General features: G+C 70.6%; 23 protein-coding genes. 13 read left to right on the top strand and 10 right to left on the bottom strand.

Translation table 11 applies throughout. The annotated features are described in order from the left end of the window. Nucleotides 1-53: 53 nt before the first annotated feature. The 6 genes from U2P90_RS05335 to pqqB are packed head-to-tail and all read right to left on the bottom strand — an operon-like array spanning nt 54 to nt 4,555. Entirely contained in the window at nt 54-482 is a 429-nt protein-coding gene (locus U2P90_RS05335; protein WP_322474094.1) for a GNAT family N-acetyltransferase, read from the bottom strand. 9 nt (nt 483-491) lie between these two features. Continuing rightward, nucleotides 492-1,538: a dipeptidase gene (locus U2P90_RS05340; RefSeq protein ID WP_322474095.1), complete on the bottom strand. Its 1,047-nt coding sequence runs from the start codon at nt 1,536-1,538 to the stop codon at nt 492-494. Continuing rightward, nucleotides 1,535-2,656: a pyrroloquinoline quinone biosynthesis protein PqqE gene (gene pqqE / locus U2P90_RS05345; protein ID WP_322474096.1), complete on the bottom strand. Its 1,122-nt coding sequence runs from the start codon at nt 2,654-2,656 to the stop codon at nt 1,535-1,537. Before pqqE ends, U2P90_RS05340 begins: the two co-directional genes overlap by 4 nt. Beyond that, a complete protein-coding gene (pqqD, locus tag U2P90_RS05350; protein ID WP_322474097.1) occupies nt 2,653-2,925 on the bottom strand; it encodes a pyrroloquinoline quinone biosynthesis peptide chaperone PqqD in 273 nt (90 codons plus the stop codon). The genes pqqE and pqqD overlap by 4 nt, the downstream gene beginning before the upstream one ends. Then, entirely contained in the window at nt 2,922-3,662 is a 741-nt protein-coding gene (gene pqqC, locus U2P90_RS05355) for a pyrroloquinoline-quinone synthase PqqC (protein ID WP_322474098.1), read from the bottom strand. Before pqqC ends, pqqD begins: the two co-directional genes overlap by 4 nt. A 14-nt stretch (nt 3,663-3,676) precedes the next feature. Beyond that, nucleotides 3,677-4,555: a pyrroloquinoline quinone biosynthesis protein PqqB gene (pqqB, locus tag U2P90_RS05360; protein WP_322474099.1), complete on the bottom strand. Its 879-nt coding sequence runs from the start codon at nt 4,553-4,555 to the stop codon at nt 3,677-3,679. A 443-nt stretch (nt 4,556-4,998) separates the two neighbouring features. Between pqqB and U2P90_RS05365 the strand changes: the two genes are divergently transcribed. From U2P90_RS05365 to U2P90_RS05385, 5 genes are all read left to right on the top strand, one after another. Beyond that, a complete protein-coding gene (locus U2P90_RS05365) occupies nt 4,999-6,363 on the top strand; it encodes an MFS transporter (protein WP_322474100.1) in 1,365 nt (454 codons plus the stop codon). 39 nt (nt 6,364-6,402) lie between these two features. Further along, nucleotides 6,403-7,764 (top strand): MFS transporter, encoded by a 1,362-nt coding sequence (locus tag U2P90_RS05370; protein ID WP_322474101.1) that lies wholly within the window; start codon nt 6,403-6,405, stop codon nt 7,762-7,764. 65 nt (nt 7,765-7,829) lie between these two features. Beyond that, complete coding sequence (locus tag U2P90_RS05375; protein ID WP_295817463.1) at nt 7,830-8,858, top strand: PIN/TRAM domain-containing protein; 1,029 nt, start codon at nt 7,830-7,832, stop codon at nt 8,856-8,858. Nucleotides 8,859-9,039: 181 nt separating this feature from the next. Then, complete coding sequence (locus tag U2P90_RS05380; protein ID WP_322474102.1) at nt 9,040-9,537, top strand: winged helix-turn-helix domain-containing protein; 498 nt, start codon at nt 9,040-9,042, stop codon at nt 9,535-9,537. A gap of 206 nt (nt 9,538-9,743) precedes the next feature. After that, nucleotides 9,744-10,058 carry a transposase gene (locus U2P90_RS05385; protein ID WP_322474103.1) on the top strand — a complete coding sequence of 105 codons (315 nt, stop codon included), beginning with the start codon at nt 9,744-9,746 and terminating at the stop codon, nt 10,056-10,058. 133 nt (nt 10,059-10,191) lie between these two features. Here U2P90_RS05385 and U2P90_RS05390 read toward each other — a convergent pair whose 3' ends face one another. From U2P90_RS05390 to U2P90_RS05400, 3 genes are all read right to left on the bottom strand, one after another. Further along, the gene (locus U2P90_RS05390) at nt 10,192-10,797 is read right to left on the bottom strand and encodes a twin-arginine translocation signal domain-containing protein (RefSeq protein WP_322474104.1); all 606 of its coding nucleotides are present in this window, start codon (nt 10,795-10,797) and stop codon (nt 10,192-10,194) included. 487 nt (nt 10,798-11,284) lie between these two features. Then, complete coding sequence (locus U2P90_RS05395; RefSeq protein WP_322474105.1) at nt 11,285-14,026, bottom strand: SMC family ATPase; 2,742 nt, start codon at nt 14,024-14,026, stop codon at nt 11,285-11,287. Nucleotides 14,027-14,117: 91 nt separating this feature from the next. Then, nucleotides 14,118-15,296, bottom strand: a complete 1,179-nt coding sequence (locus U2P90_RS05400; protein ID WP_322474106.1) for a metallophosphoesterase family protein — start codon at nt 15,294-15,296, stop codon at nt 14,118-14,120. Between the two features lie 47 nt (nt 15,297-15,343). Between U2P90_RS05400 and U2P90_RS05405 the strand changes: the two genes are divergently transcribed. Continuing rightward, the gene (locus tag U2P90_RS05405) at nt 15,344-15,928 is read left to right on the top strand and encodes a Uma2 family endonuclease (RefSeq protein WP_322474107.1); all 585 of its coding nucleotides are present in this window, start codon (nt 15,344-15,346) and stop codon (nt 15,926-15,928) included. Nucleotides 15,929-15,989: 61 nt separating this feature from the next. Beyond that, a complete protein-coding gene (locus tag U2P90_RS05410) occupies nt 15,990-17,225 on the top strand; it encodes an MFS transporter (protein WP_322474108.1) in 1,236 nt (411 codons plus the stop codon). Here U2P90_RS05410 and U2P90_RS05415 read toward each other — a convergent pair. Beyond that, nucleotides 17,200-17,883 carry a helix-turn-helix domain-containing protein gene (locus U2P90_RS05415; RefSeq protein ID WP_295817444.1) on the bottom strand — a complete coding sequence of 228 codons (684 nt, stop codon included), beginning with the start codon at nt 17,881-17,883 and terminating at the stop codon, nt 17,200-17,202. The genes U2P90_RS05410 and U2P90_RS05415 overlap by 26 nt on opposite strands. A gap of 159 nt (nt 17,884-18,042) precedes the next feature. Between U2P90_RS05415 and U2P90_RS05420 the strand changes: the two genes are divergently transcribed. The 6 genes from U2P90_RS05420 (at nt 18,043) to U2P90_RS05445 (ending at nt 23,551) form a co-directional block, all read left to right on the top strand. Then, a complete protein-coding gene (locus U2P90_RS05420) occupies nt 18,043-18,177 on the top strand; it encodes a hypothetical protein (RefSeq protein ID WP_295817443.1) in 135 nt (44 codons plus the stop codon). 103 nt (nt 18,178-18,280) lie between these two features. Beyond that, nucleotides 18,281-20,413, top strand: coding sequence for an ATP-dependent RecD-like DNA helicase (locus U2P90_RS05425; RefSeq protein ID WP_322474109.1), 2,133 nt, complete (start codon nt 18,281-18,283; stop codon nt 20,411-20,413). 6 nt (nt 20,414-20,419) lie between these two features. After that, nucleotides 20,420-20,617 (top strand): hypothetical protein, encoded by a 198-nt coding sequence (locus U2P90_RS05430; protein ID WP_322474110.1) that lies wholly within the window; start codon nt 20,420-20,422, stop codon nt 20,615-20,617. A gap of 6 nt (nt 20,618-20,623) precedes the next feature. Then, complete coding sequence (locus U2P90_RS05435; RefSeq protein ID WP_322474111.1) at nt 20,624-20,938, top strand: AAA family ATPase; 315 nt, start codon at nt 20,624-20,626, stop codon at nt 20,936-20,938. Between the two features lie 97 nt (nt 20,939-21,035). After that, nucleotides 21,036-23,093 (top strand): DUF4900 domain-containing protein, encoded by a 2,058-nt coding sequence (locus tag U2P90_RS05440; RefSeq protein ID WP_322474112.1) that lies wholly within the window; start codon nt 21,036-21,038, stop codon nt 23,091-23,093. Beyond that, nucleotides 23,090-23,551: a pilus assembly FimT family protein gene (locus U2P90_RS05445; RefSeq protein ID WP_322474113.1), complete on the top strand. Its 462-nt coding sequence runs from the start codon at nt 23,090-23,092 to the stop codon at nt 23,549-23,551. Before U2P90_RS05440 ends, U2P90_RS05445 begins: the two co-directional genes overlap by 4 nt. Nucleotides 23,552-23,556: the final 5 nt, after the last annotated feature.

The following is a 23,556-nucleotide window of genomic DNA, read 5'->3' on the forward strand; positions in this document are numbered from 1 at the left end:
CGGACGTGACGGCGACCGTGTGGGCCGGCGTGCTCCGAGTGTAGGCCTGCCGCTCAGCGCCGGGTCAGGGTGCAGCGGTAGCGTGCCCGGCCGTTCCGGGTGGGTGCGGCCTCCACCCGGAATCCTGTCCGCCGGTAGAAGTCCACGCTCTCAGCGTCCGTCTCGGCCGTCAGTGTGGTCAGGTCAAGGTGATCCGCCACGGCGTGCAGCAGCGCGCGGGCGTACCCACGTCCGGCGTGCGCCGGATCGGTGCCCACGTGCAGGATCTCGGTGTGGTCGCCAGTCACGTGCAGTCCAGCGGCGCTGACGACCCTGCCCGCGACCTCCCACACGAACACGGGTGGGCCGCCTGGGACGTGGTAGGCGGCCAGCTGCCGGGCGATCCGCTCCGGATCCGGGAACATCGCACGGGCGAGCAGGGCGTCCACCTCCGGCCGCTGGCGAGGTGGAATGGGCGGCGGGACGAGACGGCCGGGCGTCACGCCCCCAGCTTACGGGCGGTCGAGGGTCAGCCAGCGGGCCCAGTTGCCGGCGCGCACCCCGGCGCGGTGGTCGGCGGGAACAAGGTCAGCCACGCGGCCCAGGTCGGCGGCGCTGTTCAGGCCCTCCGGGAACTCGCGCAGGCCGAAGCCGCCGTCCATGTCGCTGCCCAGGCCCACGTGTGCCCACCCGGCCACCTCTGCCAGGTGATCCAGCATGGCCGCCACGGTCTGTGGCGGGGTGCGGGCCTCGCCGCGTGCCCAGCCGGGGTGCAGGAAGCCGTTGTACAGCACGGTGCCGACCACTCCGCCGCCGTCCCCGATGGCCCGCAGCATGTCGTCGGTCAGGTGCCGGTCGGTCGGCACCCGTGCCCGCGCGTTGCTGTGCGAGGCGATCACGTCCGGCTGGCGCTCCAGGGCCTCCCAGAAACTCTGTTCGGCCAGGTGGGAGGCGTCCAGGGTGACGTGCTGCTCGCGCATGGCGTCCAGCAGCTCCTCGCCCACTGCGGACAGGCCGCCCGGCACGCCCGTGCCGCCCGCGTAGCGCGTGCCCCGCCACGACAACCCGACGATCTGCACGCCCTGCTGCACCCAGAACGGCAGCTCATCGGGCGTGCGGATGGGATCCGCGCCCTCCATGAGCAGCACCACGCCCAGGGGAGTGGCGTCCGGGTCGCGGGCGGACTCGCGCAGGTGCGCGGCGACCTCGGCGCCCGGCCTGAGCAGCCGGACGTGTCCGGCGTCCTCCCAGCGGCGGTACTGATCCAGCTGGGCCAGCGCCTGCGCATGCGCTCCATCGGCGTCGGTATAGCCGTGTGGGCTGGATTCCGTGCGCGGCATGGCGAACAGCGTGCCCAGGCACACGGCCACGCGCCCGGCCCGCAGCGCCCCGAAGGTCACGGTGGCGATGTCGCGGGCTCCTGGCCCCTCGCGGGAGCGCAGCTCGTCCAGCGGCAGGGTCAGGTCGCGGCCCACGCCCGCGTTGTACGCCAGATCCAGATGCCCGTCGATGACCAGTCCCGCGCGGTTCACCACGTCCAGCAGATCGGGGAGGGTCATGCGGTGCGCGGCCGGTGGCGCAGGGCAGTGGGGGGCACGTCAGCGATCTCCTCCAGCGCGGCATCGATCACGGCCCGGTGTGGCGACAGCGAGCACACCGGATCGGCGGCGCGGACGTCGCCGGTGAGCAGGAAGGCCTGGCAGCGGCAGCCGCCGAAGTCCACCTCTCGCTGGGGGCATGCCCTGCAGGGCTCCTGCATCCACGCGGTGCCCCGGTAGGCCTGGAAGGCGGCCGAGTCATACCACACGCTGTCCAGGCTGGAGGTCGTGACGTTCGGGAACGCGAGTTCCGGCAGCACGTACGCCGCCGGGCACGGCAGCGCCCGCCCGTCCGGGCCGACGATCATGTGGGTGCTGGCCCACCCGCCCATGCACGGCTTGGGCGAGGCGTCGTGGTAATCGGGCACGACCCACTGTACGGCGACCTCCGGGTGCCGGGCGCGGAAGGCGAGCACCTCGGCCTCGGCGGCCTGGAGCTGGGCCAGATCCGGGAGCAGGTGCGCGCGGTTCTCCAGCGCCCAGCCGTAGTACTGGCTGTTCGCCAGCTCGATCCGTTCCGCCCCGGCATCGGCGGCGAACTGGAGCAGGGCCGGCACCTCGTGCAGGTTCAGGCGGTGCAGCACGGCGTTCAGGATCAGCGGCGTGCCGGACGCGCGGATGAGCTGCGCGGCCTCGTGCTTGCGCTTCAGGAAGTCCCCGCCGCAGATGGTGCGGGCGGTCACGTCGTCCAGGCTCTGGAGGCTGAGCTGCACGGCGTCCAGGCCGGCGTCCAGCAGGTCGCGCAGGCGGCGCTCCGAGAGGCCCACGCCGCTGGTGATCAGCACCTGGTACAGCTCCAGCGCCCTGCCGGCCCGCAGCAGCACGCTCAGGTCGGGGCGCAGCAGCGGCTCGCCGCCGGTGTACAGCACCTGCAGGATGCCCATGGCCTCGGCCTGGCACAGCACGCGCCGCCAGTCCTCGGTGGACAGTTCCCGCGCCGCGCCCAGCAGTTCCAGGGGGTTCGAGCAGTACACGCACTGCAGCGGGCAGCGGTGGGTGAGTTCCGCGACCAGCACCAGCGGCGGGGCCGGGCGGGGCGGCCGGGTGGCGGGCGGCGTGGCGTCCAGGGTGCCGGTCATGGCGTCCCCTCCGTGCGCTGGATCCACTGGCTCGCCTGAGCCTCGGCCAGGAACTCCGCGACATCGGCGGCCAGTTCGGCCGGATCGGCCTGCGGGTAGCGGGTCAGGAGTTCCGCCACCACGGCGGCGTCGCTGCGGCCGTCGCACAGGCTCAGGATCTCAAAGGCGGTGGCGTTCAGCTCCGTGACCTCCTCGGCCCGCAACAGCACGTGCTGCTCCCGCGTGCGGTCATAGCGCAGCCGCGCCCCCCGGTACAGGTGCAGGCTCACGCGCTCCCCCGCGCCGCCACCGACTCCGACGGCATCAGGTCGTCCCTGTCCGGCACATCCTCCGGCGTGACGGCGTCCAGCGCGTCGAGCAGGCTCCACAGCACCGAGCACTTGAACTCCACGGCCGCCACGATCCGCTCCTGATCCGCCTGGGTGCGGGTGTGCGCGTTCAGCAGGGTCAGCGCGCCGCTCGCCTCCACGCCCGCCTGGCGCGAGCGGCTGCGGAAGTACGCCAGGCCCGCCGGCTCCACCCACGGATAGTGGGTCTCGAAGGCCACGGTACGCACCGCCATGATCCGCTGCGCGTAGAGCTCGGTCAGCGAGGACGCCACGCCGTCGAACCACGGGTGATCCCGCACGAAGGTCACGTAGGCGTCCGTGGCGAAGCGGGCCCCCGGCCGCAGCAGGTCGTGCGACTCCAGCAGGCCCTCCGGCAGGCCCACCGCGCGGCCCAGGGCCCGCCACGCCGAGAGCCCGCCGTGTTCACGATCCGGGCCGTCGTGGTACAGCACGCGCGTGATCCACTCGCGCCGCGCGTCCTCCGGCAGTTTGGCCAGCAGCAGGCTGTCCTTCACGGGGATGCACTGCTGGTAGTAGTAGCGGTTCGCCACCCACACGCGCAGTTCGTCCGGGGTCAGCGTGCCGGCGTGCATCCGCCGGTTGAAGGGATGGCGGTGGTGGTACGAGCGGGCCAGGACGGTCAGCAGGCGGGATTCGAGTTCAGCAGGCGTCCACATCATGTTCCCCTGGCCTACAGGCCGACCGACCAGCCGTCGTCCGCGATGTCCAGGCCGTGGGCGCGGATCCACGCCCGCTCGGGACTCGCCGGGTCGATGGCCGGGTTGGTGTTGTTCAGGTGGGTGTACAGCTTCGTGACCGCCGGCAGGCCCGCCAGACTCCGCGCACTGTGGCAGATGGCCAGGTGGCCCATGCTGGCGGCCGTGCCCACCCCCAGGCCCAGGCGCGGCAGTTCGTCCGGGTGGTAGAAGGTGCCGTCGACGAGCAGCACGTCCGCTGACGCCAGCAGTTCCTGCACCGGGCCGTCCAGGGTGCTCAGGCTGGGGGCGTACACCAGCGTCCGGCGTGGGCCGCGCAGCACGAGGGCGCACGTCGCCCCCGTCTCGGGCCGGCGGCCGTGGTGGTAGCGGGGCGTGTGGTCGTCCAGCGGCACCCACGTGACCTCCACGCTCCCGAAGCGCAGCGGCTCACCCGGCTCGGCGGTGATGGCCGTGACCTCGGCGTAGCGCGACAGCAGGCGGCGCACCGGGAACTGATCCTCCAAGATCCGGTGCACGCCGGGCGTGGCGTGCAGTTCCCACGCGCTGCCCTCGCGCAGCTGGAGCAGCCCCAGGGTGTGGTCGAATTCCGCGTCGGTGAGCAGCACGCCCGCCAGCGGGGTGCGCCGCCCACGCGGCGGATCCAGGATCGCCATGTGCCACGACACGTCCGGCGACGCGTCGATCAGGTACCAGTGCTCGCCGTCGGGGGTGAAGGCCGCGCTGGACTGCGTGCGGGGCGGCAGCTCCCCGGAGCGCACGAGGTCGCAGTTGCGGCACCCGCAGTTCCACTGCGGCAGCCCGCCGCCGGCGGCGGTGCCGAGGAGCTGGAACATCGGAGGTGCGGTCGGCATGTGCAGCATGGACACCCGGCAGTAGGGCGCGCGCCGCGCCCTGGCCGGTGTGGGCGCAGGTGCGGCGCGGGAGAACGGCGGGGCTCAGCGGCTGTGGGCGTACGCAGTCACTTCACAGCACACGACGATCTTCTTCGCGCGGGGTTTCATCCACATGGAGCTCACCTCCTCCGGGGTGTATGGGCAGACGACGATGGGGCGAGGGACGGATCGGGCCAGCGCCGGCAGACGCACCTGCCCACAGCAGGCAGCCCACGAACGGGCGGGGCCCGGCCAGCGTGCGAGGACGTGGGGGGCAACTGGACGATGGAACGCCGGCAGTCTACGCAGCGGCCGGTTCAGGGAAGGTTGGTGCCCGCGGCCGGTGCGTGTGGTGCCGGGCCAGCGGGCTGGGCCATTCGGCGTATCGCGCCGCGCCGCGTCCACGCCTACCCTGGACGTCCATGACCGGCTCGACGCCCCCCGCCCCGGACGGCTGGCGCACCTTCCTGTGGCTGTGGAGTTCGCAGGCCCTGAGCGTCCTGGGCTCGGCGGTGGCAGGCTTCGCGTTCACCATCTACCTGACCCAGACGCGCTTTCCGCTGGCCGAGCAGAAACCGCAGCTGGCCGCTGCGCTGTCGCTGACCGCGCTGGCGTGGACCCTGGCCGCCACCCTGAGTGCGCCGCTGGCCGGAACGTGGACGGACCGGCACGACCGGCGGCGCATCATGCTGGTCTGCGACGTGCTCGGGGCGGCCCTGACCGTGGTGCTCATGCTGCTGCTCCTGAGCGCCACCACGCCGCTGTGGGTGCTCGTGCTCCTCTCCGGCGCCATGGGCCTGGTGTCCACCTTCCACGGGTCGGCCTTCGACGCCAGCTACACCACGCTGGTGCCGCGCGACCGCCTGCCCCGCGCCAACGGCCTGATGCAGACCATCTGGAGCCTGTCGGGGCTGGTCGGCCCGGCTGCCGCCGCGCTGCTGATCGGTCTGCCGGCCGTGCTGCGGGATCACGGTGGCCCCGCGTGGATCGCCGGGCTGCGGGACGGTGTGCCCTTCGCCTACGGTGTGGACGCCCTGAGTTTCCTGCTCGCCGCGCTGGTGCTCCTGCGGCTGCGCGTGCCGTCGCCCGTCCACGCCGCCCACGGGGGCGAGCGCCGCTCCTTCCGGGACGACATGACCTTCGGGTGGCGGTTCATCGGGCAGCGGCGGCCGCTCCTGGCCCTGCTCCTCACCTTCGCCGTGGCGAACCTGTGCAGCAGCGGCCTGGGCGTGCTGGAACCCCTGCTCGTGAAGTTCGGGCTGGCGGCCGACTGGCAGGCACGCGGCAGTTCCTTCCAGTCGGCCCTGGCCACCCTGACCGTCACGCAGAGTGTCGGGGGCGTGCTGGGCGGCGTGCTCATCAGCGCGTGGGGGGGGCTGAAACGGGTGCGGGTGCTGGGCGTGCTCGTCCCCATGGTCATCTCGGGCATGGCCCTCGCCGCCCTGGGCCTGAGCGGTACCGTGCTCGCCGCCAGCGCCGCGCTGCTGGTCATGGGCGTGACCCTGCCCGCCATGAACGCGCACTCGCAGAGCATCTGGCAGTCGCAGGTGCCGACCCACATGCAGGGGCGGGTGTTCAGCGTCCGCCGGCTGATCGCGCAGTTCACGTCGCCGGTCAGTGCCGCCCTGGCCGGTGTGCTCGCCGCGCACTACGCGCCGGGCAGCGTGCTGGTCGCCGCCGGGCTGCTGTACGCCGGCGTCGCGGCCCTGCAGCTGCTCAATCCCAGCCTGCGGCCCCTGGGCGACGTGGCTCCGGCCCGCGCCGCGGTGGAGGTACCCCACATCTGAGGTGTCGACCACCCGTGACCTGACGTACGCTGGACGGCAATGACCGACCGGTTCCCCCCACCCCGGCCCTCTGCTGAGGGCTGGCGCACCTTCCTGTGGCTGTGGGGTTCGCAGGCCCTGAGCGCCCTGGGCAGCATCGTCAGCGGGTTTGCCATCAGCGTCTATCTCGTCCAGACGCGCTTTGCGCTCCCGGAGCAGCGGGGGGAACTCGCCGCCGCGCTGACCCTCACGTTGCTGGCGTGGAACATCATCACGATCTTCGGGGCCCCCCTGGCCGGGGTGCTGGCCGACCGCCTCGACCGCCGCCGGATCATGCTCACGGCCAATGTCCTGGGGGCGGTGCTCATGGCCCTGGGCGTGGGCATGGTCACGGCCCCGACGCCGCCGCTGTGGCTGATTGTCGCCTTCACCGCCGCCGAGGCGGCCCTCTTCGCCGTGCACTCGGCCGCCTTCGACACGAGCTATTCCACGCTGGTGCCGCGTGAGCAGCTGCCCCGCGCCAACGGCATGATGCAGACCCTGACCAGCACCGCCACGCTGATCGGCCCCGGCCTGGGCGCCCTGATCATCGGCCTGCCCGCGCTGATCCGGCAGGGCGGCGGCCCGGCGTGGCTGGCCGGCTGGACGGACGGCGTGGCCCTGACCCTGATGGTCGATGCCCTGAGCTTCGTCGTGGCCGCGCTCGTGCTGTGGCGGCTGCACGTGCCCACCCCACCCCGCCAGGGCGCCCGCACCGGCCTGACACATGACCTGACCTACGGCTTGACGTTCATCGTGGCGCGGCCCGCCCTGCTGAACCTGCTGCTCACCTTCACCGTGTTCAACCTGCTGACTGTGGGCAGCGGCGTCCTGAGGCCCCTGCTGCTGACCGGCACGCTCGCGGCCGACCTCGCGGTACGTGCGTGGACGCCCAGCACGGCCCTGGCCGCGCTGTACACGACCCTGGGTCTGGGCAGCGTCGTGGGCGGACTGATCATCAGCGCGTGGGGCGGACTGCGCGAGCGCCGCACCCTGGGCATCCTGATTCCCCTGCTCGTGGCCGGTCTGGCCCAGGCGCTCACGGGCAGTACCCACAGCGTCCTGATCGCCAGCGCGGGCCTGGTGGTGTACGGCCTGATGACGCCCAGTGCCGCCGCGCACTCCATGGGCATCTGGCAGTCGCAGGTGCCGCCGGAGGTGCAGGGCCGCGTGTTCAGCGTGCGGCGCATGCTGTCTCAGTTCACCAATCCGATCAGCACCGCCGCCGCAGGGCTGGCCGCCGCCCACCTGCCGGCCGGCGACGTCCTGAGCTGGGCCGGCGTGGCCGCTGCCGTGATCTGTGGCGCGCAGCTCCTGAACCCGGCGGTGCGGCGCCTGGATGGGCCGGTGCCCTCCACCCACCCGGAGCCGACCACGGGCTGAGTTCCGCCGCGTCATCACGAAAAGTCCCTGGTTCCCGCACAGCACTGGCGGGTACACTGCGGGGCGTGCTCGCCATCCGCCTCCTGACCATGCTCCTGGGCCTGCTCGCCGGGCTCGGGGCCGGGCGCGCCCTGGCGGCGATCCAACCCGAGGAACTCGGGGTCGTCAACACCCTGAGCCTGATGCTCGCGGGGGTGCTGACCGCCCTGCTGTTCGCGCCCCGCGCGGAACGCCTGGGCCTGCAGTACACGACCCGGCTGGGCCGCTGGTATGCCGCGCTGTCGCCCCGCAAGGTCGCTGCTGCCACCTTCGGCATGATCATCGCCCTGCTGCTGAGCGTGCTGCTGGGCAGCCTGCTCCAGGCCCTGCCGTTCTACAACTGGATCTGGAGCGTCGCCGTCACCGCGCTGCTGTGCGTGTTCTTCGTGACCTACGCCACCGGCCACGCGGACGCCTTCGGGCTGCTGGCCTTTCCGCAGGTACGCCGCAAGCCGGGCAGCACGCTGCTGGATTCCAGCGTCATCATCGACGGCCGGATCCTCGATCTCACCCGTGCCGGGCTGCTCGACGGGGAACTCGTCGTTCCCACCTTCATCCTGCGGGAGCTGCAGGCCCTGTCCGACAGTGCCGATCCCCAGAAGCGCACCCGCGGCAAGCGCGGGCTGGGCATCCTGGAAGACCTGCGCGAGCTGCGCCATCTCCATATCGAGGACTGGGACGATCCCGCCCTGCCCGGCGCCGACGACAAGCTGATCCGGCTGGCCCGCGAGACCGGCGCCCGGATCTTCACCAACGACAGCAACCTGGGCAAGATCGCCCGTCTGCACGACGTCCAGACCATCAACATTCACGCCATTGCCGTCGCGCTGCGGGCCCAGGTGCAGGCCGGCGATCCCCTGACCATCACGATCACCAAGAGTGGCCAGCAGGCCGGGCAGGGTGTCGGCTATCTCGATGACGGCACCATGGTGGTCGTCGAGGACGGCCTGAAACACCGGGGCAAGGCCGTGCGCGTGCAGGTCGTGAACAATGTGCAGACCAGTGTGGGCCGCATGATCTTCGCCAAGCTGGATCGGGAGGAAGCGGTGGTGTAGGGCTCTGGGCTGTGGGCTATGACACCGGACTCAGTTGGGTGCGCGGCATCCAAGACCCCTCACCCTTCCGCCCTCGGCGCTCCTCCCTCCCTCTCCCCAGGGGAGAGGGGGGTCCGGCTCACGACGCTGCCATGCCCTGCAAACAACTTATTGATCCGTGCGTAAATCTGTAGCATGGGGCTTGACAGTTTCCTTCTGGCGGCCGAGCCACCTCACGCGCGCCCAACAGGAAGAACGGCGTCTGGCCGCCCACTCTGCCCTCACCGACCCGGGCCGCACGACCGACGACCTGGCCCAGCAGTTCGGCGTGGCCGAGGTCACCATCCGTGCGTGGCGTGCTCGGCTGCGGCGCGATGGAGAGGACGCGCTGCGCGCGTCCCGCGCCACTGGTCGACCACAACATCTGACCGCTGCGCAACAAGACGAGATCGGAGCCGTAATTGACGGTGACCCCCGGTCGCACGGCTTTGAAACCAGCGGCTGGACGATCCCGAAGATCCGCCACGTGATCGGCGTGACCTCCGGCGTGTGGCTTGATCGGGCGCACCTCTCCCGAATCCTGCGCCGCTGGGGGTTCACGTATCAGCGGCCCGCGCTGCGGGCCGTGGAACGCCACGACGACGACATCGCCACCTGGGTTCGTGTCCAGCGAGAGGCCCTGGGAAAAAAAAGTCGCTGAGGGTGCCACCGTGGTGTTTCTGCACGAGACCGGCTTCAGTCTGAATACGATAAAGGTGCGCACCTAAGGGCGGAGTGGGCAGACACCGGTTATTCCCACGAAGCTTCGCTGGGAACATCTCTCCGTGATCGGGGCCATCACGACAGGCGGGCAGTTCCTGCACCACACGCACCGCGGCGCAGTGCGTTCACCCGGTCCTGAAACCTGTGCTGCTCCATATCGACGGCGAGGTGGTTGTGGTGCTGGATCACGCCATGATCCACCGGTTGAAGTCGGTGCAGGCGTTCGTGCACCTGCACGAACGCCTGTCGTTGGTCTACCTGCCGCCGTATGCGCCGGAACTGAACCCGATCGAGTTGTTCTGGGCAGATCTCAAGCGGAATGTGGTGGGGAACTTCTGCGCGATGTCGGTGGGCGAATTGAAGAAGCGGTTGTCGGTCGGCTGGCAGAGCATCCGGCGCAAGGCCCTGCCGCTTGCGTTCATCCGAGGAAGGCCGTTCACGGCGTCGCTACTGATTTAAGCACGGATCAGTAAGTGTAGCGACAGGTCTCAGATTTCATTGAAAGAACCAGGCTTCTCTTCCCTCAACGAATGGCGAGGACGGAAAAACCCGTCGAAGCGGGTAGATCGTCGCTTCACGAGCGGGTGCCTCTCTAGGCTTGTAGTTCCTTGAGGATCCGTGCCGTCAATTCGACATGCTCCGTGAACTGATTCAGGGCCAGCGTCGCCAGGTGCCGCCCCTGCTGCTCCGGGAACGTCGGTTCATTCGGCGTGGTATTTGCCAGATACGCCGTTGCCAGTTGCTGCAAAAAGACGTGGTTGTCATGCTGGGCCATGATGTACGCCGTGTCAAAGTCCTTCCCGTCGGGAGCGGACTGAATGCGTGCGAGCGTCGCCCTGGCTTTGGCATCCATTGGAGGCACCGGGGTCTTGAGTTCTTTGAGCACGGTGGTCACCGCAATGGCCTCCCGCAGTTCGAAGCGGGCGAACTCCCGGGCGTTGGCGTTGGTCGCCCGGGCGACCGCAATCTGGCTGGTGATCAGGGAGAGCTCAGCTGGCCCGATGACGCCCATGCGGAAGGTCTTCTCGTTCAGGCCCATCTTCATGGGGCCAGGGGCACCGCCCGCCAGGGCGGACGAGGCCAGTCCACTGAGGCCGAGCCCCACACCGGTGGCGGTGAGGTGCTTGAGCAGGCTGCGGCGATTGGTGGAGGGGGCTTCTCCAGCGGTGTGGGCGGTCACTGTCGGTTGGTCAGTCATGGTGTCCTTGCGGGCGATCCCAGTTGAGGATGCCGTGGTCGTGAAGAAGGACGACGCTCGAGCGTCGTCCTTGGGTACCTGTCAACCTGCTGACAGTGATGACCTTCAGTAAGCGTGCTGACTGAGATTACAGAAATGGGACACCGGGGGGATCTGCCTGTGTTCATGGCGCATTGAGTTGACCCGCAGCAGTCGTTATTGATAGCGGCCAAAATCCGCACCTGCGCCTCCCTCCTTACCCAGCCAAGTGGCGAAGCGTCTGGACACCGAGCGCAGTTCTCATCACCCGAATTCCGCGCTGCGCCGACTTATGCCCAGATCAATAAGAACCTGGCCGCCGGCAGGAGTAGAAGTTCGGCTCACCGCACGCGGCTCCAGATGCCACATCGCTACGAATCAGGGCACGGCTCGGTAATCCCGTATGAGGGGAGCTTCAGCCAGCGCGAGAGCGTCTGCAGTTCTGCTCACAGCCCGGAACTCAGAGCCCCTACCCGTCCAGCCGGTGCACGCTGCTTCCCGCCACGCTCTTCGTGACCAGCAGGCGGCTGGGCAGGCGTTCGGACAGGCTCTCGACGTGGGTCACGACGCCCACCATGCGGCCCTGCGTTCTCAGGTTCTCCAGCGCGCCCGCCACGGCCTCCAGTGCCTGGGGATCCAGCGTGCCAAAGCCCTCGTCGAGGAACAGGGCACCCAGCACCCGGTTGCCCGCCAGATAGTCGCTCAGGGCGATCGCCAGCGACAGTGACGCCAGGAAGGTCTCGCCGCCGGACAGGGTCTTCACGCCGCGTACCTCGCCGGCGTTCCACAGATCCTGCACCACGTAGTCGCCGTTCTGGAGGGCCAGTCGGTAGCGGCCGTCGCTGATCTCGTGCAGCAGGATACCCGCCCGCGTCAGCAGCTGCGCCTCGACCTCGGCCAGCAGGAACTGCTGGAACTCGCTGGTCTTCAGGGTGTTGGTCAGGGTCTGCCACGTGTCGTAGCGGCGCGACGCGCTGGACGCCCGCGCCTCGATGTCGGCCCGCCGCTCCAGGCGCTCGCGCAGCTGGCGTTCCTGCTCGGCCAGGATGCCGGTGCGTTCGCGGGCGGCACTCAGGGCGGCGTCCGTGGCGATCAGGTCGCGGTGCGTCTGGTCGAGCTGCGCCGGGTCGAAGGGCGCGGCCCCCAGCTGCCGGTTCAGGTCGGCCAGCGCGGCCTGGAGCTGCGCGACCTGTGCGGCGTGGGTGCGGGCAGCGTCCTCCAGCGCGGCGATGTCGTTCTCCGGCAGCGCGGCGGCGCGGGCCTGCGCGGCGTCGAGGTTCAGGGCGGTCAGGGCCGAGTCGAGCGCGGACTGTGCCAGCGCGGCCTCGTCCGTGCGGGCGGCGGCATTCGCGCGGGCTGCCGTCAGGGTCGCGTGCGCGGCGGATACGTCGCCCTGGGCGCGGGACAGGGTGGCCTGGGCATCCTGGACAGTCTTCCGGATGGTCTGGATCTGGGTCAGTGTGGCCCGGCGCTGCCCGGCCGGGTCGTTTCCGGCCTTCCGCACCCGGTCGGCCAGGGAGGCCAGCAGCCGCAGGACGTCGGTCTGGGGATCGCCGTGAATCAGGGCGTCGGACGCACGCAGATCCAGGTCGCGCTGCTTCAGGCGGTCGTCCCAGTCGCTGGTCTCGGCGCGTTTCTCCTCCAGCCACAGGGCCTTGGCCTTGATCTGTGCCCGCAGGTCGGTGAAGCGGCTCCGGCGATCGTCCAGGGTGGCGCTCAGGGTCGTCACCCGAGTCTGGAGCACGCCCAGATCGGCCACCGGGCCGTCCGGCAGGGTGCGGATGACCTGCTGACACAGCGGGCACGGCTCCCCGACATGCAGGTGGGCGCGGTGTGAGGCCAGTCCGGCGTCGACCCGGGCGGCCTCCAGCGCCTGCTGCGCGGCCTCCAGCGCCGCCTTGCCCTCGGTGCCCTCGCGGTGGACACGTTCGCGTTCGGCCTCGGCCTGCCGCTGCGCGTGTTCCTCGGCGGCCAGACGTTCCAGCGCAGCCTTCAGACCCACGCGCTCGGTCTCGATCAGCTGGCGTTCCTGGCGGTTCTTCTCGGCCCGCTGCGCGCCCTGCTGGGCGACGAAGAAGGCGTCCTCGTCCCACGGCAGGGGACTGGGGTGCGTGGTCTGCGGCGTGCCGCCCCCACGCTTCAGGCGGGCGGCGTCGGCCTCGGCATCTTTCAGGGTCTCGGCCTTCAGTTCCAGCTCGGGAATCTGGGTTTCCTGCGCGTGCGCGCTCGCCAGGGCGTCGGCGGCGCGGGTGGCGGTGCCCATGGCGGCGGCAGCGGCGGCCTGCGCCCGGTCCAGCTCGCGCGTCTCGCGTTCCTGGGCGATCCGGGCCCGCTCGGCGGCGTCGAGCAGCGGCAGCACCCCGGCCACGCGCCGGGCCCGCGCGGCGCGGACGGCTCCGTCCTGCACGCCGCCCTCGCGCGACTCCAGGGTGCTCAGGCGGCGGGCGGTGTCCTCGCGGCTGCGCCAGATCTTCTCCAGGTCGCGCAATCGGGTCACGGCGGTCTGCAGGCGCTCGCGCTCGTCGGTCAGGCGCTCGGCCTCGCCGCTCAGGGCGTCGCGTTCGGCGCGCAGGGCGGCCAGGGCATCCGCCGTCACGTCGGCGTACTCGCCGGCCAGTACGGCGTTCAGGCTGGCGGACTCGGCCTTCAGATCCTTCGCCCGGTCGGATGCCACGCGCTGCATGCCCTGCACGTGCGTCAGGCCGGTCAACTCGCCCAGCAGCGCCTGGCGCTCGGCGGACTTGCCCAGCAGCACGCGGGAGAACTCGCCCTGCGGCAGCACGACCGAACGGCGGAAGGTGTCGAAGTCGAGCCCCACGGCCTGCCGGATGCGCTCCGAGATGCCCCTCGCGCCCCCGGTTCCCTCCGACAGGTTCGTCCAGCGGCCCTGCTCGTCCTGCCGCTCGAAGCGCACCTCGTTCTCGGACTGCTTGCGGCCCTTGGTGCGCGACGCCCTGTAGATGACGCCACTGACCTCGAAGGTCAGGCTGGCGTTCAGGCCCCGCTCGCCCTGCGAGATCAGCGCGTCCAGCCCCGCCCCGCCCAGCCGCGCCGTCTGCCCGTACAGCGCGAAGGTCATGGCGTCCAGCAAACTGGATTTCCCGCTGCCGGTCGGCCCCACCAGCGCGAACAGCTCCAGATCCGTGAAGTCCAGCGTGGTGAACTGCCGGAACGCCGTGAAGCCCTGGAGTTCGAGTTTCAGCGGGCGCACAGGCCCTCCGGGCCGTAGACGGCCGACAGCCGATGGCCGAGAGCCCCCAGCGCCGTTGCTGCCTGCTGTCTGCTCTCTGCTCTGCGCACCCTCATGCCACGTCCTCCGTCCGGGCGGCCTCGTCGGCCTCCTTGAAGGCGGCGCGGAGGTCGTCGGGGAGTTCGCCCCGGCGCTCGCGGTGGTAGCGCTCGTAGAGATCCATCAGGGACAGGCCCTCGCGGCGCAGGTCGGGCGTGGCGAGGTCGTCCTGCTGCGCGTCGAGTTCCACGGCCAGCGTGTTCGGCGCGAGCTTCAGCACGCGGTCTTTCAGGCCCGGCAGGGCGGTGCCGGCGGGGGCCTGTACCACGACCTTCAGGAGGCCGGTGAACGACGCCTCACGGGCCAGGCGGGCCTCGACGTGTTCCAGCTCCACGCGCAGGGTGCGCAGTTCCCGCCCGCTCGCCAGCGGCACGGCGTGCACCTGTGCCGGGCGTCCGGGTTCCACCTCGACGAGGTTGACCTGCTTCTTCTCGCCGGCCTCGCCGAAATCGAGCTGGATCACGCTGCCGGGGTAGTACGCGGGCGGGGCCTCGGAGACCTGCTGGGGCTTGTGCACGTGCCCCAGCGCCACGTACTGCGCGCCGGGCGGCAGTTGCAGGCCCGACACGGTGTACGCGTTGGCGAGGTCGAACTGCAGGGTGCGCTCGCTGCCGCTGGGCACCGCGCCGTCCATGGTGGTGTGGGCCATGAGCATGTTCACGTGCCCCGGCACGAAGCCCTCGCCCAGGCGGCGCAGGAAGAAGCCCATGCCCTCGCGGTACTTCTGACGCCACGCGCCGGTGTCGCCGCCCAGCAGATCCGCCGCCTTGACGAGCCGCCGCTCGGACAGGAAGGGCAGCGCTCCCACGGTCAGGGTCTCGCCGCCGCGCGTCTGCACCGAGCGCACCATGTCCACCGGGTTCGCGGTGGGCTGCGCGACCGCCTGGATGCCCACCCAGCCCAGCAGGCCCGCCACCGAGGCCAGCCGCGCCGCGCTGTCGTGGTTCCCGGCGATCACGATGCCCGGAATGCCGGCGTCGCGCAGTCTCAGGAAGAAGTCGAACACGGCGGCCTCGGCGTCGGCCGACGGGTTGCCGGTGTCGAAGAGGTCGCCGGACACCAGCACGGCGTCGGCACGCTCGGTCTTCGCCAGTCCGGCGATCTCGGTCAGGGCGTCGTGGATCTCGGGCGTGCGGTCGTAGCCGCGCAGGAGCCGTCCCGCGTGGAAATCCGCGGTGTGAAGTACGCGCATCACAGAAAAAATAGCACGCAGCGCAGTGATTCACGTACCATGTGGGCATGAGCGACCCCGCCTTCAAAGCCATGAGCATTGAAGAGTACCTGCGCACCGAGGAGGACAGCCCGGTCAAGCGCGAGTACGTGGGCGGTTTCGTGTACCCCGTGAACAACAGTGACAGCCCGGTCGCGCAGGCGGGGAGCAGCAAGCCGCACGCCGAGATCATCCTGAACGTTGTCGGGCACGTGCGACCAGCGGCCCGCCGTCTGGGCTGCCGAGTCTACGCATCGGAAATCAAGTTGCGGATCGAGGGTCGCCGGAGTTACTACTATCCGGACGTGATGGTCGCCTGCGGCCCGGACAGCGGTGACGACACCTCCGAGACCACCCCCTGCCTCCTGGTCGAAGTCCTGTCCAGAGGCACCGCGCACACCGACCGCAACGCCAAGTACGGGGTCTATACCTCGCTGCCCAGCCTCCAGACGTACCTGATCGTCGATCAGTACGAGCGGCACGTGTACGCCTACCACCGTGAGGGCGAGGAGTGGACGCTGACCGAGTACGACGGCCACGGCTCCATCCCCCTGCCGTGCCTGGACGTGGCCCTGACGCTGGACGACATGTACGACGGCGTGCTGGAGGACTGAGCCGGGGCTACTCCACGTGCCCCCCTGCCGCGTGGAGTAGCTTTCCCGGCACGCTGCGGGCATGACCACGACTGCTCCCGTGACCCTGTGGAACCGCTCCTTCGTGATCTGGTGGCTGGGCTCGGCGCAGAGTGCGTTCGGCACGGCGCTGTCGGGGATCGCCACGAGTTTCCTGATCCTGCACCAGACCGGCAGCGCGGGCCAGATGGGGGTGAACCTCGCGCTGGCGCTGCTGCCGGGGCTGCTCTCGCCGCTGTTCGGCACCGTGGTCGACCGGCTGCCGCTGCGCGTCCCGCTGATGGTGGGCAACGTCCTGCGTGGGGTCATCCAGCTCGGGGTCGGGATCGCGGCCCTGCGGGGCGAGGTGCCGCTGGAGGTCATCTACGCGGCGTCGTTCCTGACCGGGCTGGTCGGCGCGTTCTACGGCCCGGCGGCCATGGGCGTCACGCCCCGGCTGGTGCCGCCGGGTCAGCTCCAGCGGGCGACCGGACTCATGCAGGGCGGCACCCAGAGTATGCAGCTGGTCGGCATGGTGGGCGGCGGGCTGCTGGTGGGCACGCTGGGCAGCGCCCCGGCCCTGATCGTGGACGGCGCGTGTTTCCTGATCTTCGCGGCGCTGCTGCCGCTGGTGCGTGTACCGGCCCGTGCGAGTTCGGCCGCCAGCGAACCGTTCTGGGCATCCCTCCGCGCCGGGCTGACGTATGCCCGCCACAGTCCCCTGATCCTGGGCCTGCCGGTGCTCGCCTTCCTGCTCAACGCCTCCTTCGCGCCGATGGACGTGCTGCTGCCGGGCCGCATGGATGAACTTGGCGAGGGCCCGGCGGGCTTCGGTGTGTTCTTCGGACTGCTGCTGGGAGGACTCGCGGCCGGCAGCTTCATCCTGGCCGCACTGGGCAGCCGGGTGGACGTGCGCCGCCTAAGCGTCGCGGGCCTCGTGGGCATGGGCGTGACCATCCTGGGGCTGAGCGCCACCCAGACGGCGGGGCAGATGTACGTCCTGGCCCCGCTGCTGGGGCTGGCGAACGCCGCCACGAACGTCTCGATCGGGGTGATCTTCCAGCGGCGGATCGCGCCCGAGTTTTATGGCCGGGTGGGCAGTCTGATGACCATGGTCGGCATGGCAGGGATGCCCCTGGTGCTCCTGGCGCTGGCCCCGGTGGCCGACCGGGTGACGCTGGGCACCGCGTTCGGCGTGTCCGGTGTGGTGACCGTGCTGGCGGCGGGGGCCTGGGCCGCGCTGCTGCGGCGCGATCCGCTGCCCGCCCCGGAGGTCAGCGTCCAGCCCGCTCCGGCGTGAAGAACAGGCCCAGCAGGCAGGGCAGCGTGCCCGGCCCGCCGCGCTGCCGGGCATCCTGATCGGTGACCCAGTCGTTCAGCTCGCGCAGGCGGCGTTCCAGTTCGCGGCGTGTGTCGGCGTCCAGCTGTGGCCGGCTGAAGGAGGCCAGCGCACCGTATGTCTCGCGCTGCTCGCGGGGCATCGCCTGAGGATTCAGGTTCATGGTGGGTCGGCCACGGTCGTCGGTGGTCAGCAGCAGGTCGTGTCGGTCGTCGTGCACGAGCAGCCGGACGAGCCGCTCGTTGAAGCTGTCCAGGAATGGGCCGAAGATCTGGCCCATCAGGTCTTCCAGGGTGGCCGCGTCGGTCAGCTCGAAGGGCGTGCGGTACGTCCGGGCCACCGCGCGGTAGACCTTGACCGGCCGCCCGCTGCGGGGCCGGCTGCCCACCACCTGCACGAGTCCGGCCGCCACCAGCCGGGTCAGGCGGTGGTGGGCCTGCTTGACCGTGATCTGCGCCGCCTGGGCCGCCTCGGTGGCGCTGGCCCCGGCCCGGATCACGCGCGCCAGCAGCTCCTGGCAGGTGTCGTCCAGCAGCAGCCGCGCCTGCTCGGGGGTTCGGGCCACGAACAGGTCGGGCAGCGGGGGTGGAGGAGGGGTGATGGCGTCGTCCTCGCTCATGGCTCCAGCATGACGGGTCACGCACGAACCGGGGGCGATGACTGTATCTGGAAGGCGGCCTCATCTCCCGGCTATGCTGAATATCTATTCACCCGGCCTGAATACTCAACAGGGACGGCCGTCATGGTAAAGAAAGAGACCGAATTCTATCATTGTGGGATGTATGTCTCCGACCTGAACCTGATCACCAAGGCCCGCCTGCTGGACACGCAGGATGTCGCCCGCTCGCTGCCGCCGGTGAAGCCCCGACCATCCCTGCTGCGCCGCGTGGCCGCCCACCTGCGCCGCCGCTGAGCCGGTCTGTCGTTCCTTCTCCCGTTGGTCGGAGTGAATCGCTTCATTGAACCGATGCACTCCGAATCGGTATGAATCCACCCCCCGCGCTATCCTGAAGCCTATGCCTGCCGCCGCGCCGCCCACCGAGCCCCTGCGCGTGTCGGGCGGCGTGAACCGCGTACGTTTCCGCTCGGACACGGGCTTCACGGTCATGACCGCGAAGATCCGCAACGCCGACGGTGAGGATCCGGACGCCACCGTGATCGGCGTGATGCCGCCGCTGGAGGCGGGCGACAGCTTCAGCGCCGACGTGGTCATGGAGGAGCACCGCGAGTACGGGTACCAGTACCGCGTCCTGAACATGGTGCTCGAGGCCCAGCCGGTCGACCTGACCGAGGCCGGGATCGCTGCCTACCTGGAAGCGCGCGTGGGCGGTGTGGGCAAGGTGCTCGCGGGACGGATCGCGCGCACCTTCGGCCCCGGCACCTTCGACATCCTGGAACAGGAGCCGGATCGGCTGCTGCAGGTGCCGGGTGTCACGGCCTCCACGCTGCACAAGATGACCTCCAGCTGGTCGCAGCAGGGTCTGGAACGCCGGTTGCTGGCCGGCCTCCAGGGTCTGGGCCTGAGCATTTCCCAGGCCCAGCGGGCGGTCAAGCACTTCGGCGAGGCCGCGCTGGAGCGCCTGCAGGCTGACCTGTTCGCCCTGACCGAGGTCGAGGGCATCGGCTTCCTGACCGCCGACAAGCTGTGGCAGTCGCAGGGCGGGGCGATGGATGATCCCCGCCGTCTGACCGCCGCCGCCGTCTATGCGCTGCAGCAGGCCGGGCAGCAGGGTGGCCACTCCTTCCTCCCGCGTGACCGGGCCGAACGCGGCGTCCTGCACTACACCCGCGTGTCGCTCCCACAGGCACGGCTGGCCGTGGACACCGCCGTGGAACTCGGCCGCCTGAGCGCCGACGAGCTGCCCCTCTTCGACGGCGAGGGTGGTGCCGAGGGCCGCATCTATCTGCCGCACGTGCTGCGGGCCGAGAAGAAACTGGCCGGGCTGATCCGCACGCTGATTGCCACGCCCCCGGCGGGCGACGAGTGGACGGTGCCGGCGGGCGCGGCGGCGGGGCTGTCGGCGGAGCAGGCGGGGGTGCTGGGCCTGCTGGGTGACCACCGGCTGGTGGTGCTCACGGGTGGCCCCGGTACCGGCAAGAGCACGACCACGCGGGCCGTGGCCGACCTCGCCACGCGGCTGGGACTGGAGGTCGCGCTGTGTGCCCCCACCGGCAAGGCCGCGAGGCGCCTGGGCGAGGTCACGGGCCGCAGCGCCAGCACCGTGCACCGCCTGCTCGGGTACGGCCCGGCGGGGTTCCGGCACAACCACCTGGAGCCGGCTCCCTACGACCTGTTCATCGTGGACGAGGTCTCGATGATGGGCGACGGCCTGATGCTCTCGCTGCTCGCGGCGGTGCCACCGGGGGCCCGGGTGCTGCTGGTGGGCGACACCGACCAGCTGCCCCCGGTCGATGCGGGGCTGCCGCTCCTGGCCATCGCCCAGGCCGCCCCCACGGTGCGCCTGACCCAGGTGTACCGACAGGCGGCCGAGAATCCGATCATCCGCGCCGCGCACGGGCTGCTGCACGGCCGCGCCCCCGAGTGGGGCGACCCCCGGCTGAACCTCACCGAGACCGATCCGGACGGCGGCGCCCGGCGCGTGGCCCTGATGGTGCGTGAACTCGGCGGCCCCGCGCAGGTTCAGGTGCTCACGCCCATGCGCAAGGGGCCGCTGGGCATGGACCACCTGAACCACCACCTCCAGTCGCTGTTCAATCCCGGCGAGGGCGGCGTCCGCATCGGCGAGGGCGAGGCCCGGCCCGGTGACGTGGTCGTGCAGACGAAGAACGACTACACCAACGAGGTCTTCAACGGCACGCTGGGCACCGTGCTCAAGGTAGAGGGCAGCCGGCTGACCGTGGATTTCGACGGGAACGTCGTGGAACTCGCCGGCGCCGAGCTCTTCAACCTCCAGCTCGGCTACGCGCTGACGGTGCACCGGGCCCAGGGCAGTGAATGGGGCACGGTGCTGGGCGTGCTGCACGAGGCGCACATGCCCATGCTGTCACGCAACCTGGTGTACACGGCCCTGACCCGCGCCCGCGAGCGCTTCTACTCGGCCGGCTCGGCCAGCGCGTGGCAGACCGCCGCGAGCCGCCTGCGCGAGGCCCGCAACACGGCCCTGCTGGAACGCATCCGCGCCCGCTAGGCCCGCATGGGGCCGCTGCCCGGCGTGCGCTTCACCCCGGACGGGTGGCTCGTGAACCTGTCCGGCCCGGATCCGGACGCGCAGACCTTCCTGCCGGCCGCCCGGCGCATCCACGGGCCGCTCGACCCCCTGTCGGCAGAGTTCAGAGATCTTGAGGGTTGCCCTCAATATCTCCGAACCGAGCGAGGCGAGTCCCTGAAATGACGGCGGTTGGAACTGGAAACCGCTGTGTGGATGCGGGTGGTCAGCCTGGGCACGCCGGTGATCCTGGACTCGGGCTTCTGGACGCGCCGCCGCCGGGATACGCTGCGCGCCCAGGCGGCGGCGCTGGGCGTGCCCCTGACCCTGTACGCGCTGGACGTCCCGCATGCCCAGGGGCGGGCACGCGTCGCGCGTCGCCACGCCCTGCCCGGCGCGCTGCCCCTCGTCGGGAACGCCGTTGATGTCCTGTGGACGCGGTTCGAGCCGCTGGAGCCGGACGAGGAGGCCGTCCGGGTGCCGGGCGCACCAGCACATGACCTCTGACAGAAGTGTCACGACACCCCACCTGAATGTGGGGTTCTGGGGTTCCGCCCCCCAGGCAGGGGTGAGGCACCCCGCCCCGATCCTCCATACTCGGGCCATGAGATTTCCCCACCGGACGCAGGGCGCGACGCTGATCGTGTCGGTGCTGTTCGTCATGTTGATCCTGGCTGTGATCATGGCGGTCACGGCCCAGGTGACCCTCTCGACCCGGCGTTCGAGCGCCGACCAGCAGCGCATCCTGGCGGCACGCTACGCCGCCGAATCCGGCGTGGCGCAGGTGCAGTCCCGGCTGCGGGCCATGAAGTCCCTGCTGGACGCCTCCAGCATTGCGCCCACCGTGGGGGATCCGGTGGTCGAGGCCCGTATCCGTGACCTGTGCGGTGTGAGCGTGCTGCCGGCCCCCACGGCTGCGGGCGCGGTGGTGTGCACCTTCCCGGACACCGGGCTGTCCGGGAACGCGGCGCGGGTCGGGATCTTCGATCTGGCGGTCAGCGCCGACGACTTTGCCGATCAGGGGTTCCGGCGAACGACCGCCACGGACCGCGCCCGGTTCTGGATGACCATGTTCTCCGGTCAGGCGGCGACCGAGTACAGCGGTACGGGCGGCGACGGCAGCACCTACCGCGTGGCCTACGGCCTGACGCCCACCGAACTGCGCCGGTACGCGGAGAGCGAGTACCGGCTGTACTTCACGGTGCCGTCCGTGACGGCGCACGGCATCACGCCGCTCGCCACGCAGCGGCTCCAGGTGCGGGCCTCCGGCGGCTCCAGCGTCTCGACGTATCTCCGGATCGGCCGGGGCTCCTTCGCCCGCTACGCGCTGTTCACCAACCACCACTTCCAGAGCGCCGGTGCCGAGGCTGACGGCCAGCGGATCAACTTCACTGGCCGCACGCTGTTCAGCGGCCCGGTGCACACCAACCAGCACTTCCTGTTCGAGGGCAACCCGGATCCGGCGGGACAGCCGGTCTTCTGGGGACCGGTCACCAGCGCCGGCTGTCCGACCGGCGGGATCGGGCCGGTCACCGCTCCGGACGGAACCGTCGGGGAGGGCTGCACCGTGACCGCGCAGGCCGGCGCGTTCTTCGATTCGACCGCACAGACCTTCGTCGGCCAGGATGCGATGACGCCCTCGCCGGACGCGCCCGTGTCCGGGGACAACGCGCCGCAGTTCAACAACACCGTGACGTGGAATTCGGACTATGAACCGTTGCCCACCAGCAACCAGTACCAGAACGCGGCGGCCATCCAGGGCGGCCTGCACCTGAGTGGGGATGTCACGGAACTGCAGCTGTACCGCGACATCATCGCGGGGCAGGAAGTCCAGCGCATCACGTACACCCAGGGCGGCACGACCGTGAACCTGTCGTATGGCCCTGGTGGTGCCCTGCGGCGGCTTGATCCGTCCGGGACGTGGGTGGCGGCCCTGCGGGGTCCGGACGGCTCGATCGGTTCCACCGGTACTCCCGCGACCTTCAACGGGGTCATCTCGGTCGAGGGCGGCCGCATCCAGAACCTGAACGGCGGCCCGAACGCGGCGCAGCCCCTGCCGGCGGGGGCGAGCATCGCCAGCTTCGCGGGCGTGACCGTCGCAGCCAGCGGTGACGTGGACATCACCAGTTCGCTGCGGTACACCGAACCGCCGTGCAGCGGGGAGAACACCGGGGCCGCTCCGGCGCCCTGCGACAACCTGGCCGCGCGGAACATCTTGGGCGTGTATTCCAGCCAGGGGGATGTGAATCTGATCAGCCCGCGCAGCTGCCCCGGTGGGGACGGCACATGCCCCAGCCTGGGTGAGGATCCCGAGATCAATGCCGTCCTGATGGCCAGCCAGGGGGCCGTCCAGGTGCGCGGCTTCGACCAGGGAGCGCCGCTGGGCCGCGTGAAACTGATCGGTGGCGTGATCGAGAACTACTACGGGGCCTTCGGGCGCTTCAACGACAGTGGCCCCACCAACGGCTACGGGCGGAACTTCATCTACGATCAGCGCACCGCCGACGGCTTCGCGCCCCCGTTCTTCGCCGCGCAGCGGGACTGGCAGATCGAGCTGTTCACCGTCGCTGCCGACGGAACATCGGCGAAACTCGATGCCGACGACGGCCGGGGGATCCGGCTGCAGGGCGACGCGGTCGCGGTCGGTGGAGACACGCCGTGACGGCCCGGTTCCGGCGGGGGGGCTTCACCCTGATCGAGGTGCTGCTCGTCATGGCGATTCTTGCCGTCGTCATGGGCGTGCTTGGCCTGCTCCTGGTGCGCAGTCTGCGCCAGACCCAGCTGCGCGAGGCGGCGTCGCAGGTGGCCGGTGACCTGCGGCGGGTGCGGGCCGACGCCCAGAAGACCGGGCAGGACAGTACCCTGACCCTGGCGGCAGCGGGCAGCAGGTATACCATGCAGGCCGGCAGCACGGCGGCCCGCGTGGTCGAGGTGCCCAATCAGGTCACCGTGACCCCGGTGAGCGGTGAGCCTCGGATCACGTACCGCCCGCCCTTCGGCACCCTGGGCGCAGAGGGTGCGGTGTGGGCGGTGCAGAGCCCGGCGGCCGCCGATCTGCGGCTGTACGTGAAGATCGTGGGAATCACTGGGAAGGTGATGATCAGTGGGACGGCAGACTGAGACGC

Source organism: Deinococcus sp. AB2017081, from assembly GCF_034440735.1.
Classification (GTDB): Bacteria; Deinococcota; Deinococci; order Deinococcales; family Deinococcaceae; genus Deinococcus; species Deinococcus rufus.

What these genes read in the sequence shown, in the direction of transcription:
- U2P90_RS05425 (WP_322474109.1), top strand. Translation starts at nt 18,281, where the DNA reads ATGCCTGCCGCCGCGCCGCCCACCGAGCCCCTGCGCGTGTCGGGCGGC.
- U2P90_RS05440 (WP_322474112.1), top strand. Translation starts at nt 21,036, where the DNA reads ATGAGATTTCCCCACCGGACGCAGGGCGCGACGCTGATCGTGTCGGTG.
- U2P90_RS05410 (WP_322474108.1), top strand. Translation starts at nt 15,990, where the DNA reads ATGACCACGACTGCTCCCGTGACCCTGTGGAACCGCTCCTTCGTGATC.
- U2P90_RS05430 (WP_322474110.1), top strand. Translation starts at nt 20,420, where the DNA reads ATGGGGCCGCTGCCCGGCGTGCGCTTCACCCCGGACGGGTGGCTCGTG.
- U2P90_RS05405 (WP_322474107.1), top strand. Translation starts at nt 15,344, where the DNA reads ATGAGCGACCCCGCCTTCAAAGCCATGAGCATTGAAGAGTACCTGCGC.
- pqqB (WP_322474099.1), bottom strand. Translation starts at nt 4,555, where the DNA reads ATGCCGACCGCACCTCCGATGTTCCAGCTCCTCGGCACCGCCGCCGGC.
- pqqE (WP_322474096.1), bottom strand. Translation starts at nt 2,656, where the DNA reads ATGACCGGCACCCTGGACGCCACGCCGCCCGCCACCCGGCCGCCCCGC.
- U2P90_RS05400 (WP_322474106.1), bottom strand. Translation starts at nt 15,296, where the DNA reads ATGCGCGTACTTCACACCGCGGATTTCCACGCGGGACGGCTCCTGCGC.
- U2P90_RS05420 (WP_295817443.1), top strand. Translation starts at nt 18,043, where the DNA reads ATGTATGTCTCCGACCTGAACCTGATCACCAAGGCCCGCCTGCTGGAC.
- U2P90_RS05370 (WP_322474101.1), top strand. Translation starts at nt 6,403, where the DNA reads ATGACCGACCGGTTCCCCCCACCCCGGCCCTCTGCTGAGGGCTGGCGC.
- U2P90_RS05340 (WP_322474095.1), bottom strand. Translation starts at nt 1,538, where the DNA reads ATGACCCTCCCCGATCTGCTGGACGTGGTGAACCGCGCGGGACTGGTC.
- U2P90_RS05415 (WP_295817444.1), bottom strand. Translation starts at nt 17,883, where the DNA reads ATGAGCGAGGACGACGCCATCACCCCTCCTCCACCCCCGCTGCCCGAC.
- pqqC (WP_322474098.1), bottom strand. Translation starts at nt 3,662, where the DNA reads ATGTGGACGCCTGCTGAACTCGAATCCCGCCTGCTGACCGTCCTGGCC.
- U2P90_RS05365 (WP_322474100.1), top strand. Translation starts at nt 4,999, where the DNA reads ATGACCGGCTCGACGCCCCCCGCCCCGGACGGCTGGCGCACCTTCCTG.
- U2P90_RS05390 (WP_322474104.1), bottom strand. Translation starts at nt 10,797, where the DNA reads ATGACTGACCAACCGACAGTGACCGCCCACACCGCTGGAGAAGCCCCC.